The organism is Streptomyces sp. AK02-01A (genome assembly GCF_033795305.1).
In the GTDB taxonomy this organism is placed as follows: Bacteria; Actinomycetota; Actinomycetes; order Streptomycetales; family Streptomycetaceae; genus Streptomyces.
In genome coordinates this window covers 1-17,443 of the sequence record NZ_JARBAE010000022.1, presented here as the reverse complement: position 1 = coordinate 17,443, position 17,443 = coordinate 1, and the positions used below count along the sequence as shown (strand labels likewise).

The 17,443-nt window shown below is 69.1% G+C and carries 13 protein-coding genes and 2 pseudogenes; 7 read left to right on the top strand and 8 right to left on the bottom strand.

The annotated features are described in order from the left end of the window. The 5 genes and pseudogenes from PV679_RS20695 to PV679_RS20675 form a co-directional block, all read right to left on the bottom strand. Window positions 1-981, bottom strand: coding sequence for a CoA ester lyase (locus PV679_RS20695; RefSeq protein WP_319681816.1), 981 nt, complete (start codon window positions 979-981; stop codon window positions 1-3). After that, window positions 978-3,014, bottom strand: a complete 2,037-nt coding sequence (locus tag PV679_RS20690) for a protein meaA (RefSeq protein ID WP_319681815.1) — start codon at window positions 3,012-3,014, stop codon at window positions 978-980. The genes PV679_RS20695 and PV679_RS20690 overlap by 4 nt, the downstream gene beginning before the upstream one ends. A 231-nt stretch (window positions 3,015-3,245) precedes the next feature. Beyond that, a pseudogene (ccrA, locus tag PV679_RS20685) lies at window positions 3,246-4,577 on the bottom strand (crotonyl-CoA carboxylase/reductase); the annotation flags it as partial. A 421-nt stretch (window positions 4,578-4,998) separates the two neighbouring features. Then, window positions 4,999-5,808, bottom strand: a complete 810-nt coding sequence (locus PV679_RS20680; protein ID WP_319681814.1) for a TetR family transcriptional regulator — start codon at window positions 5,806-5,808, stop codon at window positions 4,999-5,001. Window positions 5,809-5,899: 91 nt separating this feature from the next. Next, complete coding sequence (locus PV679_RS20675) at window positions 5,900-7,681, bottom strand: 3-hydroxybutyryl-CoA dehydrogenase (RefSeq protein ID WP_319681813.1); 1,782 nt, start codon at window positions 7,679-7,681, stop codon at window positions 5,900-5,902. A 358-nt stretch (window positions 7,682-8,039) separates the two neighbouring features. Between PV679_RS20675 and PV679_RS20670 the strand changes: the two genes are divergently transcribed. Beyond that, window positions 8,040-8,606 (top strand): adenylosuccinate lyase, encoded by a 567-nt coding sequence (locus tag PV679_RS20670; RefSeq protein ID WP_319681812.1) that lies wholly within the window; start codon window positions 8,040-8,042, stop codon window positions 8,604-8,606. Here PV679_RS20670 and PV679_RS20665 read toward each other — a convergent pair. Genes PV679_RS20665 through PV679_RS20655 form a run of 3 tightly spaced genes read right to left on the bottom strand, consistent with a single transcriptional unit; the run spans window position 8,555 to window position 10,361 of the window. Beyond that, complete coding sequence (locus tag PV679_RS20665) at window positions 8,555-9,103, bottom strand: GNAT family N-acetyltransferase (RefSeq protein ID WP_319681811.1); 549 nt, start codon at window positions 9,101-9,103, stop codon at window positions 8,555-8,557. The two genes, PV679_RS20670 and PV679_RS20665, sit on opposite strands and share 52 nt — an antisense overlap. Next, window positions 9,100-9,240 (bottom strand): hypothetical protein, encoded by a 141-nt coding sequence (locus PV679_RS20660; protein WP_319681810.1) that lies wholly within the window; start codon window positions 9,238-9,240, stop codon window positions 9,100-9,102. The genes PV679_RS20665 and PV679_RS20660 overlap by 4 nt, the downstream gene beginning before the upstream one ends. 53 nt (window positions 9,241-9,293) lie before the next feature. Next, the gene (locus PV679_RS20655) at window positions 9,294-10,361 is read right to left on the bottom strand and encodes an Rv2578c family radical SAM protein (protein WP_319681809.1); all 1,068 of its coding nucleotides are present in this window, start codon (window positions 10,359-10,361) and stop codon (window positions 9,294-9,296) included. A gap of 137 nt (window positions 10,362-10,498) precedes the next feature. Between PV679_RS20655 and PV679_RS20650 the strand changes: the two genes are divergently transcribed. From PV679_RS20650 to PV679_RS20625, 6 genes and pseudogenes are all read left to right on the top strand, one after another. Beyond that, window positions 10,499-10,978 carry an SRPBCC family protein gene (locus tag PV679_RS20650; RefSeq protein WP_319681808.1) on the top strand — a complete coding sequence of 160 codons (480 nt, stop codon included), beginning with the start codon at window positions 10,499-10,501 and terminating at the stop codon, window positions 10,976-10,978. A 232-nt stretch (window positions 10,979-11,210) separates the two neighbouring features. Then, the gene (locus PV679_RS20645) at window positions 11,211-13,643 is read left to right on the top strand and encodes an MFS transporter (RefSeq protein ID WP_319681807.1); all 2,433 of its coding nucleotides are present in this window, start codon (window positions 11,211-11,213) and stop codon (window positions 13,641-13,643) included. A gap of 135 nt (window positions 13,644-13,778) precedes the next feature. Continuing rightward, window positions 13,779-14,501, top strand: coding sequence for a PAS domain-containing protein (locus PV679_RS20640; protein WP_416069762.1), 723 nt, complete (start codon window positions 13,779-13,781; stop codon window positions 14,499-14,501). 138 nt (window positions 14,502-14,639) lie between these two features. Then, the gene (locus PV679_RS20635; protein WP_319681806.1) at window positions 14,640-14,810 is read left to right on the top strand and encodes a hypothetical protein; all 171 of its coding nucleotides are present in this window, start codon (window positions 14,640-14,642) and stop codon (window positions 14,808-14,810) included. Window positions 14,811-15,652: 842 nt separating this feature from the next. Further along, window positions 15,653-16,915, top strand: a complete 1,263-nt coding sequence (locus PV679_RS20630) for an MFS transporter (protein WP_319681805.1) — start codon at window positions 15,653-15,655, stop codon at window positions 16,913-16,915. Window position 16,916: 1 nt separating this feature from the next. Beyond that, window positions 16,917-17,443, top strand: a pseudogene (locus tag PV679_RS20625) (non-ribosomal peptide synthetase); the annotation flags it as partial.

The window sequence follows — 17,443 nt, the reverse complement described above, 5'->3', positions numbered from 1 at the left end:
TCAGGCCTCCGGCGCTTCGAATGCGGTGGTGCGCCGCATTCCGGCGGCCCGGCCCTTGCCCGAGATGACCAGCGCCATCTTGCGGCTGGCCTCGTCGATCATCTCGTCACCGAGCATCGCGGAGCCCTTCTTGCCGCCCGCCTCCGAGGTGTAGTACTCGTACGCGTCCAGAATCAGCTCCGCGTGGTCGTAGTCCTCCTGCGACGGCGAGAAGATCTCGTTCGACGCCTCGATCTGGCCCGGGTGCAGCACCCATTTGCCGTCGAATCCGAGCGCGGCGGCGCGGCCCGCCACCTCGCGGTATCCGTCCACGTCGCGGATCTGGAGATAGGGCCCGTCGATCGCCTGGAGATCGTGAGTACGGGCCGCCATCAGAATGCGCATGAGGATGTAGTGGTAGGCGTCCGCGCCATAGCCGGGCGGCTGCTGACCGACGACCAGCGACTTCATATTGATGGAGGCCATGAAATCGGCCGGGCCGAAGACGATGGTCTCCAGCCGTGGCGAGGCGGCGGCGATCTCGTCGACATTCACCAGGCCCTTGGCGTTCTCGATCTGCGCCTCGATACCGATCCTCCCGACCTCGAAGCCCATCGTCTTCTCGATCTGGGTCAGCAGCAGATCGAGAGCGATGACCTGCTGTGCGTCCTGGACCTTCGGCAGCATGACGCAGTCGAGATTGTGGCCCGCGCCCTCCACGACCGTGATGACATCGCGGTACGTCCAGTGCGTCGTCCAGTCGTTGACCCGGACGACCCGTGTCTTGCCCGTCCAGTCGCCCTTGTTCAGCGCGTCGACGATGGTGTGCCGGGCGCCCTCCTTGGCGAGCGGCGCGCACGCGTCCTCCAGGTCCAGGAAGACCTGATCGGCGGGCAGGCCCTGCGCTTTCTCCAGAAAGCGCGGATTCGAGCCCGGCACGGCCAGACAGGAGCGGCGCGGACGCAGCCGGTTCACGTGACTCTCAGCGGTGAGAGCGGTCATGCGGAGACCTCCAATGGGTCGAGCTTGTTCGCTTTCCGGATCTCGTCGACGATACGGCCGATGATCTCGGTGATCCCGAAGTCCTTCGGAGTGAAGACCGCCGCCACTCCGGCCGCGCGCAGCTCCTCGGCGTCCCCGTTCGGAATGATTCCGCCGACGATCACCGGGATGTCACCGGCGCCGGCCTCGCGCAGCCTCGTGAGTACGTCGGGCACCAGCGCGGCGTGCGAGCCCGACAGGATCGAAAGACCCACACAGTGCACGTCCTCGGCGATGGCCGCGCCGACGATCTGCTCCGGCGTCAGCCTGATGCCCTGATAGATCACCTCGAAGCCGGCGTCGCGGGCGCGCACGGCGATCTGCTCCGCGCCGTTGGAGTGCCCGTCCAGACCGGGCTTGCCGACCAGCAGCCGCAGCCGTCCAGGACCTCCCGCGGCGCCGGACACCGACGCCAGCTCCTCGGCGGTACGGGACACCTTCTCCCGTACGGCGGCGAGCGCGGTGCCCGCTCCGGCGGCCACCGCGACCGGTGCGCCGCTCACACCGGTCGGCGCGCGGTACTCACCGAAGACATCGCGCAGCGCCCAGGCCCATTCGCCGGTCGTCACTCCGGCCCGCGCGCACTCCACGGTGGCGGCCATCAGATTGGCCGTGCCCGCGGCGGCCTTCTTCAGAGCGGCCAGCGCCTCGGTGGCACGGGTCTCGTCGCGGTCGTCCCGCCAGCGCCGCAGCGCCGCCACGACCCGCGCCTCGTTCGCCGGATCGACCGTCATGATCGCGGTGTCGAGATCGGCGGTGAGCGGGCTGGGTTCGGTGGACTCGTAGCAGTTCACACCGACGATCCTGTCCTCGCCCGACTCGATCCGGGCCCGGCGCTCCGCGTGCGAGGAGACCAGCCGGGACTTCAGATAGCCGGACTCCACCGCCGCCATCACTCCGCCCATCTCCTGGATCCGGTCGATCTCGGCGAGCGACTCGCCGGTCAGTGAGGCGACCTTGGCCTCGATGACACGCGAGCCCTCGAAGATGTCCGGATACTCCAGCAGATCGCTCTCATGGGCCAGGACCTGCTGGATGCGCAGTGACCACTGCTGGTCCCACGGCCGGGGCAGGCCCAGCGCCTCGTTCCACGCCGGAAGCTGGACGGCGCGGGCGCGGGCGTCCTTGGAGAGCGTCACGGCCAGCATTTCGAGGACGATCCGCTGGACGTTGTTCTCCGGCTGCGCCTCGGTCAGCCCGAGGGAATTGACCTGGACGCCATAGCGGAAGCGGCGCTGCCTGGCGTCCTCGATGCCGTACCTCTCCCGCGTGATCTGGTCCCAGATACGGGAGAAGGCCCGCATCTTGCACATCTCCTCGACAAAGCGGACGCCGGCGTTGACGAAGAAGGAGATACGGGCCACGACCTCGCCCTTGCGGTCCTCGGCGATCTGACCGGACGCGAACACCGCGTCGAGGACGGCGATCGCGGTGGACATCGCGTAGGCGATCTCCTGCACCGGCGTCGCGCCCGCCTCCTGGAGGTGGTAGCTGCAGATATTGATGGGATTCCACTGCGGAATGTGGTTCACCGTGTAGGTGATCATGTCGGTCGTCAGCCGCAGGCTCGGCACCGGCGGGAAGACATGTGTCCCGCGCGAGAGGTACTCCTTGACGATGTCGTTCTGCGTCGTGCCCTGGAGTCCGGCGATGTCCGCGCCCTGTTCCTCCGCCACCACCTGATAGAGCGCCAGCAGCCACATCGCGGTGGCGTTGATGGTCATCGAGGTGTTCGTACGCTCCAGCGGGATGTCCTGGAACAGCCGCCGCATGTCGCCGAGGTGCGAGACCGGGACTCCGACGCGGCCGACCTCGCCGCGGGCGAGGAGGTGATCGGGGTCGTAGCCGGTCTGCGTCGGCAGATCGAACGCGACCGAGAGGCCCGTCTGGCCCTTGGCGAGATTGCGCCGGTACAGCTCGTTGGACGCCTCGGCGGTCGAGTGACCGGCGTACGTCCGCATGAGCCAGGGCCGGTCCTTCTGACGATCGGTCATGTGAGAACCTCACACATTCCTGCTGGACACGTCGGTGCGTTCCGCTGCCGCGCTGCCGCTGGACACGTTGGTACGTTCCGCTGCCGCGCTCCTGCCAGGGCTGCCGGTACGTTCCGCTGCCGCGCTCCTGTCAGGGCTGCCGGTACGTTCCGCTGTCGCGTCTCGGCTGTGCTTGTCGGTACGTTCCGCTGTCGCGTCTCGGCTGTGCTTGTCGGTACGTTCCGCTGCCGCGTCACGGAACAGATTGATGGCATCGATGTGGCGCGCCCGCAGCTTGTGGTCGCGCACGCCCAGTCCTTCCCGTGGCGCCAGCGCCAGGACGCCGACCTTGCCCTGGTGGCGGTTGCGGTGGACGTCGTACGCCGCCTGGCCGGTGTCCTCCAGCGCGTACACCTTCGACAGAGTGGGATGGATCCTGCCCTTGGCGACCAGCCGATTGGCCTCCCACGCCTCGCGGTAGTTGGCGAAGTGCGAGCCGACGATCCGCTTGAGGGACATCCACAGATAGCGGTTGTCGTACTCATGGGTGTATCCCGAGGTCGACGCGCAGGTGACGATCGTGCCGCCCTTGCGCGTGACATACACACTCGCGCCGAAGGTCTCGCGTCCCGGGTGTTCGAAGACGATGTCCACGTCCTCGCCGCCGGTCAGCTCGCGGATGCGCTTGCCGAAGCGCTTCCACTCGCGCGGGTCCTGGTGATGCTCGTCCCGCCAGAACGCGTAGCCCTCGGCGGTACGGTCGATGATCGCCTCGGCGCCCATCCGCCGGCAGATCTCCGCCTTCTGGTCGCTGGAGACCACACAGACCGGATTGGCCCCGCCGGCGAGCGCGAACTGAGTGGCGTACGAGCCGAGTCCGCCGCTCGCGCCCCAGATCAGGACGTTGTCGCCCTGCTTCATCCCGGCGCCGTTACGGGACACGAGCTGGCGGTAGGCGGTCGAGTTCACCAGTCCCGGTGCCGCCGCCTCCTCCCAGCTCAGATGCTGTGGCTTGGGCATGAGCTGATTGGACTTCACCAGCGCGAGCTCCGCCAGCCCGCCGAAGTTGGTCTCGAAGCCCCAGATGCGCTGTTCCGGGTCGAGCATCGTGTCGTTGTGGCCGTCGGAGCTCTCCAGCTCGACCGAGAGACAGTGCGCGACGACCTCGTCGCCCGGCTGCCAGACATTGACTCCGGGTCCGGTGCGCAGCACGACACCGGACAGGTCCGAGCCGATGACGTGGTACGGCAGGTCGTGGCGCTTGGTGAGTTCGCTGAGCTTTCCGTACCGCTCCAGAAATCCGAAGGTCGGCAGGGGCTCGAAGATCGAGGTCCAGACGGAGTTGTAATTCACCGAGCTGGCCATGACGGCCACCAGGGCCTCTCCAGGACCGAGCGCGGGCACGGGCACATCGTCGAGATGGAGGGACGTGCGAGGGTCCTTCTCCGCGGTGGGGAGACCGGCGAACATCTCCGTCTCGTCCTTGTGCACGGTCACCGCGCGGTACGAATCAGGCATGGGCAGTGCGGCGAAGTCGGCGGACGTGCTGTCCGGCGACTGGATCGCGTCCAGGATTTCCTTCACGGTGTTGCCTCCGGCGAAGCTGAGGGTGCGTCGGCGTGCGTGCTGTTGCTGAGGAGGTGTGCCGTCGGTTCGGCGGATGCTGCTGATCGTGCTGATCGGCGGCGCCGGGTGGGCGCGGAGATGCCTGTGACGCAGGCGTCCGGACGCACAAGCGAGAGGCTTGCGGGAACAGCCGGACAACGCCAACGTATGGCACGGCGTGACACCTCGCAAGGCACTGGGTGCCAGGAATCTCTCTCACTTGTCACTCGCGCGGCACGCATGAGCAATATCTACCGCTCAAAAAGCAGCAAATATCACTTTAGGTCGCCGAGTGTGCGCACGGCGTATCGCCGGGCTGGAATCAGATGATCGGAATGCCCGGGAGCGCGGCAGTGGACGGGCCTTCTCCGGCGTACTCGCTCAGAGGTCTCAGAGATGCTCAGGTGTTCTTGAGGGCCTGCTTGATCGTCCGCATGACCTCGTCCAGCGGAGCGTCCGTACGTGCCACCGCGACCAGTACGTCTCCGCTGGTCCGCGCGGTGGCCGCCGGTCGCGGCTGGTTCCCGGCGGTCCGGCCGGCGCCGATGCCCGAGCCGAAGGTCTCACGGACGATCGCGAAGGCACGGTCGAGCTGCGCCTCCACATCACCCTGGCCGCCGACGCGCAGCCAGCGGCGCAGTACATGGTTGTGCGCGGTGACGACGGCGGACGCGGCCACCTCCGCCAGCAGCGGGTCGTCATTGCCGTCGGTGTGGTCGCGCTCGTCGAAGTGGCCCAGCAGATAGCGGGTGAACAGCCGCTCGTAGCGGGCGACCGAGGCGATCTCGCGCTCGCGGAGCGTGGGTACCTCACGGGTGAGGCGGTAGCGCTCCACGGAGACGGCGGGCGAGGCCGCGTACATCCGCATGACTTCCTTGATGCCCCGGCAGACCGTGTCCAGCGGGTGCTCATGGGCCGGCGCGGCGTTGAGCACCGCCTCCGCCCGTACGAGCGTGTCGTCGTGATCCGGGAAGATCGCCTCTTCCTTGGAGCGGAAGTGCCGGAAGAAGGTCCGGCGCGCGACTCCGGCCGCGGCGGCGATCTCGTCGACGGTCGTCGCCTCGTATCCCTTGGTCGCGAACAGTTCCATGGCCGCCGCCGCCAGCTCGCGGCGCATCTTCAGGCGCTGAGCGGCCGCGCGGGTGCCTGCGGCACTCTCCGGAACACCGGGCTTGGCGTCCGTACGGGAGGATTTGGCGGACTGCGACATGAGGTGAACGTACTGCATCGGCGCAGGAGAGCGCGCCTGCGGGGCCGGGCCGCCAGGCTCGCCCGGCACCGCGCCGCGATCCGCGCCGGTGTCAGCGCCGGGCGTATTCGCGAAAGCCGCGCCCTGTCTTGCGGCCGAGACAGCCCGCCGCCACGAGATGCTCCAGCAGCGGCGCCGGAGCCAGCCCCGGATCGCGGAACTCGCGGTGCAGGACCTGCTCGATGGCGAGCGAGACATCGAGGCCGACCACATCGAGCAGTTCGAACGGGCCCATCGGATAGCCGCCGCCCAGCCGCATCGCGGCGTCGATGTCGTCGAGCGTCGCGTAGTGCTCCTGGACCATCTTGATCGCGTTGTTCAGATACGGGAAGAGCAGCGCGTTGACGATGAAGCCGGCCCGGTCGGCACAGTCCACCGGGTGCTTGCGGACGGCCGTGGCCACCTCGCGGACGGTGGCGTGGACATCGTCCGCCGTGAGGACCGTACGGACCACCTCGACCAGCTTCATCGCCGGTGCCGGATTGAAGAAGTGCATGCCGATGACGTCCCCCGGGCGCGAGGTCGCGCGGGCGCAGGCGACCACGGGGAGCGAGGAGGTCGTCGTGGCCAGTACGGCGCCCGGCCGGCAGACCTTGTCGAGCACGCCGAAGAGCTGCTGCTTGATCTCCAGGTCCTCGGCCACCGCCTCGACGACGAGATCGACGTCGGCGAACGCGTCGAGCGAGCCGGCCGGCACGATTCTCGCCAGAGCCCCGTCACGGGCCTCGGCGGTGAGCCGGCCCTTGTCGACGGAGCGCGCGAGGGACTTCGCCACCCGGGTCCTGGCCCTCTCCGCCTTCTCCGTGCCCCGCGCCGCGAGCACCACGTCGAATCCCGCCTTGGCGAAGACCTCCGCGATTCCGCTCGCCATCGTGCCGGAGCCCGCGACACCGACCGAGCGGACGGGCCGGCCCGGGACGCTCGCCGCGCCGGCCGGCGGGCCGACGGCGTCCGGCACCACGGCGCCGCTGCCCGGCGCGTCGTACGTGTAGAAGCCCCGACCGGACTTCCGGCCGGTCAGCCCGGCGTCGCTGAGCTGCCTGAGGATCGGCGCGGGAGCGTGCAGCCGGTCGTGCGACGCCGCGTACATCGCGTTCAGCACGGTACGGGCGGTGTCGACGCCGATCAGGTCGAGCAGGGCGAGCGGGCCCATCGGCAGACCGCAGCCCAGCCGCATCGCGGCGTCGATGTCCTCGCGGGAGGCGTACTTGGCCTCGTACATCGCGGCGGCCTGGTTGAGATATCCGAAGAGCAGTCCGTCCGCGACAAAACCGGGCCGGTCGCCCACCGCGACCGGTTCCTTGCCCAGCTCCCGGGCGAGCGCGGTGACCGTGGCGACGGCGCCGGGCGAGGTGAGGACGGAGGAGACCACCTCGACCAGCTTCATCGCCGGAGCCGGGTTGAAGAAGTGCAGACCGAGGACGCGCTCGGGATGCGCCGAGTCGGCCGCGAGCCGGGTCACCGACAGCGCGTTGGTGCCGGTGGCCAGGATCGCGGTAGGGCTGACGATCTCGTCCAGCGCCCGGAAGACCTGCTGTTTGGTCTCGTACGACTCCGGCACGACCTCGATCACCAGACCGGCCTGGGCGGCGGCGCGCAGATCGGGAAAGGTACGGAAGCGCGCGAGGACCGTACGCCGCTCCTCCTCGGTGAGCCGCCCGCGCTCCACGGCCCGTGCGGTGGACGCTTCGAGCGCGGCGACGGCGTGGCCGGTCGCCTCGTCGCTGATGTCGATGCCGATGACCTCACGGCCGGCGCGGGCGAGGACCTCGGCGATACCGGTCCCCATCGTGCCGAGGCCGACGACGGCGATGGTCGGGAGAGGGATGTCCATCACGGGACTCCAGGGGATGAGTGACGACTGAAGAAGGGCGCGCGGGCGGCTCCGACAGGCACACGGAGCGCGGCGCACGGCGGTGCGGTCGCGGTGAGGGAGGACGGACTCTGTTCCGGAGTCGCGCCGTGCGGTCCGGACGGCCGGACCGCGGTTCTGCTGAACCGACAGCACTCGCGATGGCTGCGTCACCAGGCCACCGGAGTCGCGGGGGTTTCCCGCTCATCTGAGAGTAACCGACGAGTAACGAGCGCGCCATAGCTGGGCCGCCGAGATGCGGTGGGCCACGGCGCGGCCGGGACGCCCGGTGTGGCGAGAGGCCGTACGGAGGCCGCCGGCCGCCGATACCCTGGCCGTCATGGACGAGGACTTCCGCTCGCTCGCGGACCGGGTGAGAGACGAGTCCGGGGGCTCGGCCGCGTACGAGCGGCTCATCCGCACCGAGGACCTGGAAGAACTGGCCGATGTCCTCGTGGAGCGCGAACGGCCCTTGTGGGCACGGGAGATCGCCGCGTTCCGGCTCGGCTGCGCCGGTGACCGGCGGGCCTTCGAGGCGCTGGTCCTGCTGCTGAACCACCGCGATCCGGAGCGCTGCGTCTCCGCCTCGTACGCGCTGGCCCGGCTCGCGGATCCGCGCACTGCGAGGGCCGCCGCAGCGCTCGCCACCAACGGTCTGCGCACGGCCTACGCGCTCCATCCGGTACGCCTGCTCACGGCGCTGCGCGCTCCCGAGTCCGTACCGGCGCTGATCACCACGCTGCGCGGGCTGCTGGCACCGGACGAGCCGCACTGGCGGGTGGCGCTCGCCTGTGTCGAGGGCCTGGGGCTGCTCGGAGACGGCAGGGCGCGGACCGTCCTCGAAGCCGCCCGGGATCACCCGAGGCTGGGCGCCGCCGCCGCAGAGGCGCTCAGCGCTCTCGCGTAACGCACCTCGGGCACCGCCACACCGTCCACGGTGAAGGACTCCTCGGCACCGTCCGCCACGAAGCCCGCCTTCGCGTAGAAGCGGCGGGCACGCGTGTTCGCCGCCAGGACCCAGAGGAGCAGCAGCGGATACCGCTCCGCCGCGGCGCGCTTCGTCAGTGTGTCCATCAGCGTCCGTCCGACCCCTGTGGCGAGATGTTCGGGCAGCACATAGAGCGCGTACAGCTCCGCGGCCTCCTCAGGCGCGTCCTGGTCGCGGCTCGTTCCGTAACAGCCCCATCCGACCACCCGGCCGGCGCGCTCCGCCACGAGATGGATCACCTGGCCGCCGCCCTTGACCAGATGCTCGCGACGGCGGGCCGCGTCCTCCTCGACGCTCATCGCGTCCAGATACGACCGCGGCATCAGCCCGGCGTATGTGTGCTGCCAGCTCCGTATCCGGACCCTGGCGACCGCTTCGCAGTCGGCGGCGGTCATCTCGCGGACCAGGAGAGTCATCGCGCCCGGTCCGTCTCGCCGCTTGTCGCGAACGCCTCGATCGCCAGGACGAACCGGCCCGTGCCCCGGACGACCTGGCTGTAGCCGTTGCCGGGAGCGACGCCGTCGGGCGAGCGAAGATGGGTGAGCCGCGTCATGGAGCCATCCTTCTCCATGCCGGTGGCCGTGGACCAACGGGTTTCGCGTGCGGTCAGAGCAGGGTGAGCTGTGTGGCGCCCGGTCCCGGGTCCGGCGTCCCCGGCCGCCGCGGCGGGTCCTGTTCACGCGGTTCCTCGATCCGCCGGGCCGCTCCTCGGCTCGCGGGACCGATTCCGAACTCGTTCGCCAGCTCGTGCACCTGGCGTGTTATCTGGCGCTGATACCACTTCGGCGCGTACGCGCTTGCGGCGTACATGCGCTCGTAACGCGCCACCAGACGCGGATGGTGCTGTTCCAGCCAGGCCATGAACCACTCGCGCGCACCGGGCCGCAGATGCAGGACCAGCGGGGTCACGGAGGTGGCCCCGGCGGCGGCTATCGCCCGCACCGTCGCGCGTAGCTGCTCGGGACCGTCGCCGAGGAAGGGGATGACGGGCGCCATCAGCACTCCGCAGCCGATGCCGCTGTCGGCCATCGCGCGTACGACGTCGAGGCGGCGCTCGGGCGAAGGCGTGCCCGGTTCCACCGTGCGCCACAGCTCCTGGTCGGTGAAGCCGACCGAGACCGAGATACCGACCTCGGTGACGGACGCCGCCTGCCGGATCAGCTCCAGATCGCGCAGGATCAGCGTGCCCTTGGTAAGGATGGAGAAAGGGTTCGCGCGGTCGCGCAGCGCGGTGATGATGCCAGGCATCAGCCGGTAGCGGCCCTCCGCCCGCTGGTAACAGTCGACATTCGTCCCCATCGCGATATGCGCGCCGTGCCAGCTTCGGGAGCCGAGATGGCGGCGGACCAGCTCCGGCGCGTTGATCTTGACGACGATCTGGGAGTCGAAACCGAGACCGGTGTCGAGATCCAGATAGCTGTGGGTCTTGCGGGCGAAGCAGTAGACGCAGGCGTGTGAGCAGCCCCGGTACGGGTTCACCGTCCATTCGAACGGCATACGGGACGCACCCGGCACCCGGTTCACGATCGAGCGGGCGCGGATCTCGTGGAAGGTGATGCCGCGGAACTCAGGAGTGTCGAAGGTGCGTGTGGTCACCGCGTCCGTACCGAAGAGCGCGATGTCCCCTGTCGTCCTCGATGTCGGAGGGTTTTCGACCAGATTGTCCCAGCGCATGGATACCTCCTCGGTAGTACTCCCTCCACAATAGAACACATGTTCCCTTGATCGCCTCCGCGTGGATTTGGGCGGGCGCGCCGGAGGGTGGTTGGGTGGCCGCACCCCACTGAAGAACGAGTGCTGGAGGAAGAGTCATGGCGCAGGTCGAAGCCACTACGGAGCGGGTCATCGCGGCGGACGCGGAGACGGTGTTCGACGCGCTGGCCGACTACGAACACACCCGTTCGAAGCTCCTGCCGTCGCACTTCAGCGAGTACGAGGTACGGGAGGGCGGCGACGGCGAGGGCACCCTGGTCCACTGGAAGCTCCAGGCCACCAGCAAGCGCGTGCGCGACTGTCTGCTGGAGGTGACCGAGCCGACCGACGGCCGGCTGGTGGAGAAGGACCGTAACTCCTCGATGGTCACCACCTGGACCGTCACTCCGGCCGGTGAAGGGCGTTCGAAGGCCGTCGTCACCACCGTCTGGGACGGCGCGGGAGGTGTCGGCGGCTTCTTCGAGCGGACCTTCGCTCCCAAGGGTCTGGGACGCATCTACGACGCCGTGCTCGAAAAGCTGGCGGCGGAGACCGAGAACAAGCCCGAGGCGGGCACGGAAACCGAGCCCGGCAAGTAACCGGGACGGATCTCCGTCGGCGTCACCGTTTCGAGTGGTTTTCCCCGCGGCGTCATCGCGTGCTCCCTGCGCGACGCGTCGCGGGAAAGCCCCTGTTGAGCGGCTCGACGTGCGCTCCAAAGCCCAACCCGCCCCCGTCACAACGCTGTTCAGTGGTGCGTATTGCGCTTGCTCCCCGTTGGCGTGTAATGCGAAGAATGACGCCGCGCAGGTGTGACGAGGGGAGCAGTACGTGGGCGGGATCACTCTGGTGAAGGACGTCGAGCAGGTCGCGGTACCGCCCGCTCCGACGGCGGCAGGCCCGCCGCCACCGCCACTCACCGACGGCCCGGACTCCGCGGAAGCCCTCAGCCCGCGCCGGGTGCGGCTGGTCTTCGTCGGGCTGATGCTCGCCCTGCTGCTGGCCGCGCTGGAACAGATGATCGTGGCCACCGCGCTGCCGAAGATCGTCGGTGAACTGCACGGTCTCGACCGGATGTCCTGGGCGATCACCGCCTATCTGCTCACCTCGACGATCGGCCTGCCGATCTACGGCAAGCTCGGCGATCTCTTCGGCCGCAAGGGCGTCTTCCAGTTCGCGATCGTCGTCTTCGTCATCGGGTCCGCGCTCGCGGGCTGGTCCCGCACCATGGACCAACTGATCGCCTTCCGCGCCATCCAGGGCATCGGCGCCGGCGGACTCATGATCGGCGTGCAGGCGATCATCGCGGACATCGTGCCGCCGCGGGAGCGCGGCCGCTTCATGGGCCTCATCGGCGCGGCCTTCGGTCTCGCCTCCGTGGCGGGCCCACTGCTCGGCGGCTTCTTCACCGACCACGCCTCCTGGCGCTGGTGCTTCTACTTCAATGTGCCCTTCGGCCTGGTCACACTCGCCGTCATCACCGTTGTGCTCAAACTGCCGAAGCCGGCGGTCCGGGGCCGGCTGGACATCCTGGGCGCGCTGATGCTCGCCGCCGCGTCCACCTGCCTGGTCCTGCTGACCAGTTGGGGCGGTACGGAGTACGCGTGGGGCTCGCGCGTCATCCTGGGCCTGGCGGCGGGCGCGGCCGGAACGACCCTGCTCTTCCTGGTCGTTGAGCGTTTCGCGGCGGAACCGATCATCCCTCTGCGGCTGTTCCGTGACTCGGTCTTCAACATCACCGGCCTGGTCGGCGCCGTCGTCGGCGTGGCGCTGTTCGGCGCCGCCAGCTATCTGCCGACGTTTCTCCAGATGGTCGACGGGGCCAGCGCCACCGAGTCCGGTCTGCTCATGCTGCCGATGATGGGCGGCATCGTCGTCGCCTCCATCGTCTCCGGACACCTCATCAGCCGTACCGGGCACTACCGGATCTATCCGGTGCTCGGCAGCGCGATCTCAGTGGTGGGAATGTGGCTGCTGTCGCGGCTGGAGACCGACACCTCACGGCTTGAATGCGGTATCGCGCAGGCGGTACTCGGCCTCGGGATCGGCCTGGTGATGCCGGTGCTCATCCTCGCCGTGCAGAACGCCGTCCCGGCCGCCGACCTCGGCACCGCCACCAGCGCCAACAACTACTTCCGCCAGATCGGCGGCAGCGTGGGCGCCGCCGTCTTCGGCACTCTCTTCGCCAACCGGCTCACCGACGCGCTCGCCGACCGCATTCCCGCCGGGGCCGGTCTGCCCAGCGCCGAGTCCATCACTCCGCAGACGGTCCACGCCCTGCCGCCCGCGCTGCGTGACAGCTATATCCAGGCGTACGCGGACGCGATGCCGCGGATCTTCCTCTATCTCGTGCCGGTGCTTGTGCTCGGCCTGTTGATCGCCTTCTTCCTCAAGGAGAAACCGCTGGTGTCCCAGAACGCCTCCGCCGCCGATTCCGCCGCGATCCCCGCCGCGCGCTCCGCGACTTCCAGCGCTCCGCCCGCCGCTCCGGGCGCCGCGTACGCTCCCGGTGTGGCCGTCTGCGGCACCGTGCAGCACCACGACGGCACCATCGTCCCGCACGCCGCACTGACCCTCATCGACGTCCATGGACAGCAGATCGGCCGAGGCGCGAGCGGCGGCGACGGACGGTACGCGCTGAGTGTGCCCTGCTCCGGCTCGTACGTGATGATCGCGGCGGCGGGCGGGCACCAGCCGCAGGCCGTCACCGTCACCGTCGGCGAACGTCCCGTCGAACTCGATGTGGTCCTCGGCGGCGCCGGACGCCTCGCCGGTTCCGTGCTCACCGCCGACGGCACTCCGGTGCGCGACGCCGCCGTGACCCTCACCGATGTACGAGGAGAGGTCGTGGCGTCCACCCGCAGTGGCCGCGAGGGCAGTTATGTGATCTCGGAGCTGGTGGCGGGGGAGTACACCCTCGCCGCGAGCGCTCCGGCCTTCCGGCCCGCGGCGCTCCCGGTCAGCGTGCAGGCCTCGCGCGAGACCCGGCAGGACATCGAGCTGGCCGGCGGCGCGGTTCTGCGCGGTACGGTACGCGCCGGCGGCGGCCGGCCGGTCGAGGACGCGCGTGTCACCCTGCTCGACGCGGCGGGCAATGTGGTGGACACGCTCACCACGGGATCCGACGGCACCTTCCGGTTCGTCGACCTCTCGTCCGGCGAGTACACGGTGATCGCCGCGGGCTATCCGCCGGTCGCCACGGTGCTCCGGATGGCAGGCGGCGGACGGACCGAACGAGACCTCCTGCTCGGGCACGAGGACTGACTGAATTTCAGTCAGCCAATAGGTAGTGCGCGGGCGCACTACCTATTGGTTCATTGCCCCGCGCATCCAGTACGAGGGCCGTACCGTGGTGGGCGGAGCCGCGGATCCTGGCGGCGGGGAAGGAGCCTCCCACCCATGGACAGTGGTATTCCGCCGGGACTGCCGCGACGGCTCGCCGCGGCCGGCCGGATTCCGCTCGCCGTGGTCGTCGTGGACGGTGACGGCCTTGTGTCGCACTGGTCGAGCGGTGCGCGACGGCTTTTCGGCCATGCGAAGCACGACGCGGTCGGGCAGCTCGCGAGTGATCTGATGCCGGTCGCCGGTGCGCTCGCCGAGGACGAGCGCGGAGTGGCCCACGGTATGCACGACCCGTACGACGAACTGGGGCCGGAGCTGCACGCGCGCGGCTCCTGTCCCACCGCCGGACGCGCGAAGGTCTCCGACGCGGGACACGACAGGCTCGATGTGCTGTGGTGGGCCTATCCACTGGCCGGCCCGGGGCCGGGACGCCATCTCGTACTCGCGGCGGACACGGCCCGGTTCCGCGCCGACGGTGAGAGCGAGGGCGCGGACACGCTCCGGATCGCGCCGGGCTTCGCTCTGCACACGGAGTTCCCGGACTCGGACGCGCTGGCCCGGCGGCTGCCGGACATCCTGCCGAACATGAGCCCCGCCGAGTCCAGCCGCGTCATCGAACAGGTACTGGAACTGGGCTGTCCGGTCCTGGAGTTCAGCCATCACGACCGGGTGCCCGTCACTCCGGACTGGGGCGTGCCGAGGCGGCCGGCCGGACGGCACAGCGGGCCGCCGTCGCGGGAGCCGTCGCGGAGCTGCTCGGCGACCGGGGCAGGGCCTTAGGCCCTGGGCCGTGTCTGACACATAGCGCCGTCCGCCCGGAGGGCGGGGCCTGCGACGTCTGGTGCGTGCGATCCCAAGACGGAGGATCATCCGTGTACTGGACGTACTCGGATGACTCCGACAGCGCAGGGAGCATGAGTGCCAGGCGTCGCAGGCCAGGCAGGATGTGTCAGACAGGGCCTGGTCGTCGAGCTGACCTCCGCCTCGAAGGCCGTGTTCCAGCAGACCGCGAAGAGCCCTGACGGGCCGCCGGAGAAGCTCCGGCGGGTCGATCTGCCGGCGAGGTGGTTCGTGCTCGCCCGCGCGTGACCGGCGGGAGCGACCGGCCGGGCGGCTGCCGGCGGTGTACGTACGGACCGGGCCGGCCTCTTCCGAGGCCGGCCCGGTCCGTTGTGGCGGGTGCGGCGGACCACCGTCGGTCGTGCGCCGACACCGCCCGGCGGCCGGAAGAGCGCCCGGGGCCGCGGATCATGTCACGCGTGTTTCAAGTCACCCTCGGCACAAAGGGGCCGCCGCCGGTGGAGCGGCGCGTTTCTTTCGCTCCGGGAAAGCATCGGGATCCGGCCACGCACCGCTATGCGGTACCAGGGCAGAGTGATTCCGGTTTGCTAATGGCAACCGGAATGAGGAAATCACTCGGGTAAAACTCTACGGGAATCAGTCGTTCGCCCTTCGTGTGCGTAAATGCACTCATGCACCCCGTCGACACTCCAGACGTCACGTGGCGAATTAAGGACAACTGGGTCATGGAAGCGTTCAGGCCGCCAGGAGTGTGCCCGCTTTAGTGGCGTATGGGGTATTTGGTGTGGGACGGAGCGTCACTTCTCCGTCACTAAACCTGCTCAAAGATGGACACAGGGATCGCTCCACTGAATGTGCCACATGGCCAAAACGGGCCGTCTGGTAATTCCTTGACTCGGCTTGTCTTGACTGTTAGAAAATGACGTCGAACGGGGGGAAATATGTTCGCAGATCTCGGCTGCACACACAGAGTTCATCAACTCGGAACACGTCACGCCGATCAGGGGCCGCTGCTTCGGTGAGCCCCGCGGCCAGCCGATTCCTTACTTCACGCGCCGCAGCGAAACGGGCTGTCCAGCGGCCCCGGATCGCTAGCTTCGCCTGCCATTTCGCCTGCTAACGAACGGTCCGTGAACGTGAAAGCTTATCTTGACCTGCTCCGTATCGGCGACTACCGGCTGCTCTGGTCGGCGCTCGTACTCAATCTGCTCGGCGACGGCGCGACCTACGCAGCCATGGCCTGGATCACCGTGGAACGTGCGGGAGCCGCCGGCCTGGGTGTCCTCGGTGTCTGTCTCACTCTTCCGGTGATCCTCGGCGGAGCCGTGGTGGGTCCGCTGCTCGACCGGTTCTCCCGGCGCAAGCTCTTCATCTACGACTCGGTCTTCCGTGGCGCTGTGGTCGCCCTCATCCCGCTTCTGGCCTGGATCGGTGCGCTGGAACAGTGGCACCTGTACGCGGTCGCGGTGGTCTACGGCCTGCTGAAGATCATTCCGCTGGCGGGCACTCCGGCGGTGCTGCCCGAGCTGGTACCGGGAGAGAAGCTCCAGGCCGCCTCCGGCCTGGAGGCCACGGCGATGGGCGCGGCCAACGTGGTCGGCCCGGCGCTGGGCGCGCTGCTGATCGCGGCCTTCGACGCTCCCAGTGTGCTGTTGCTCGACGCGGTCACCTATCTGATCTTCGCTCTGCTGATCAGCCGGATCAAGGCGCCGATGGGCCGGCCCGAACCGACCGGCGAGACCGGGACGCGGCAGAAGCCGGGCTGGGCGCCGGTGTTCAAGCTGATCGTGCGGGACCGCTTCCTGCTTGTCCTCACTCTGTCGTTCGCGGCCTTCAACGTATCGGCCGGCGCTCTGGTGGTCGCCCTGCCGTGGCTCGCCAAATTCGAATTCCACAGCGGACCTGGTGTACTGGGCCTGATGCTCGCCGTACTGGCGGCCGGTGAACTGATCGGCTCGCTGGTCTCGGGCGCGGTCCAGACCTCGGAGAAGCAGATGCTCCGCATCGGAGTGCTGCAACTTCTCTCCGGTGCCGTGCTGTTCCTGCTCGTGCCCACCAGCCTGCCCTGGATCCTGCTCGGGCTCGCGCTCAACGGCATCCTCTCCGCGCCGATGACCGTGCTCGGCGGTGTGGTCCGGATGACCCGCGTCCCGAACCAGATGCGCGGCCGGGCCATGACGCTCATGCGCACACTGATGGCCGGCGCGCTTCCGGCCGGCTCCGCCGTCGGCGGTGTGCTGCTCAGCGGCAGCCACTACACGGGGCTGGTGCTCGGTGTCGCCGCACTCGCGGCGGCTCCCGGAGTCCTCACCGTGGTGCTCTTCCGCAACACCGCGTTCAGATTGGGGGTGACAGCCGGTGAGCAGCAGGATTCCGTCCCTGCCACGTCCTGATGTGCGAGCAGCCGAACCTGACGCCCTCCTTCTTGTCACCGACCGGCCCCGTTCGCTGAATTCCGGCGAAGCGTCCGGCATCACCCTCGCGCTGCCTCAGGATCTGGCGGAGCGAGTACGGGAGAGCCGGCTGGCGCTGGCGGCGTTCGCTGTGGTGCTGCACCGGTACACCGGCCAGAGTGAACTGCCGCTCGACGCCGACCTGTCCGGCGGCGGCGACGGCGGACTGACCCTCACCGTCGATCCGGACGAGCCGATCGCCGCGCTGCTCGCCAAGGCGGACCGGGCGGTCGCCGACCGTCCGGCGGCCGGTACCGCCGTACGGTTCGCCGATCACCGGACCGAGGCCCGGACGGTGCCGGGAGACCTGCCGGACCCGGCCGCCGAGATCGCTCTCACGGTCGACGGCGGCACGCTTCACCTGGGCTATCGCAGTTCGCTCTTCGAGCGGGAGACCGTCGAGCGGTTCGGCGCCCATCTGCTGCGCGCGATGCGATTCCTGGCCGGCCATCCGCACCGGCCGGTGCG

Coding starts and splice junctions, on each gene's coding strand:
- PV679_RS20640 (WP_416069762.1), top strand. CDS start 13,779: ATGGACAGTGGTATTCCGCCGGGACTGCCGCGACGGCTCGCCGCGGCC.
- PV679_RS20665 (WP_319681811.1), bottom strand. CDS start 9,103: ATGACTCTCCTGGTCCGCGAGATGACCGCCGCCGACTGCGAAGCGGTC.
- PV679_RS20670 (WP_319681812.1), top strand. CDS start 8,040: ATGGACGAGGACTTCCGCTCGCTCGCGGACCGGGTGAGAGACGAGTCC.
- PV679_RS20655 (WP_319681809.1), bottom strand. CDS start 10,361: ATGCGCTGGGACAATCTGGTCGAAAACCCTCCGACATCGAGGACGACA.
- PV679_RS20650 (WP_319681808.1), top strand. CDS start 10,499: ATGGCGCAGGTCGAAGCCACTACGGAGCGGGTCATCGCGGCGGACGCG.
- PV679_RS20660 (WP_319681810.1), bottom strand. CDS start 9,240: ATGACGCGGCTCACCCATCTTCGCTCGCCCGACGGCGTCGCTCCCGGC.
- PV679_RS20690 (WP_319681815.1), bottom strand. CDS start 3,014: ATGACCGATCGTCAGAAGGACCGGCCCTGGCTCATGCGGACGTACGCC.
- PV679_RS20695 (WP_319681816.1), bottom strand. CDS start 981: ATGACCGCTCTCACCGCTGAGAGTCACGTGAACCGGCTGCGTCCGCGC.
- PV679_RS20675 (WP_319681813.1), bottom strand. CDS start 7,681: ATGGACATCCCTCTCCCGACCATCGCCGTCGTCGGCCTCGGCACGATG.
- PV679_RS20680 (WP_319681814.1), bottom strand. CDS start 5,808: ATGTCGCAGTCCGCCAAATCCTCCCGTACGGACGCCAAGCCCGGTGTT.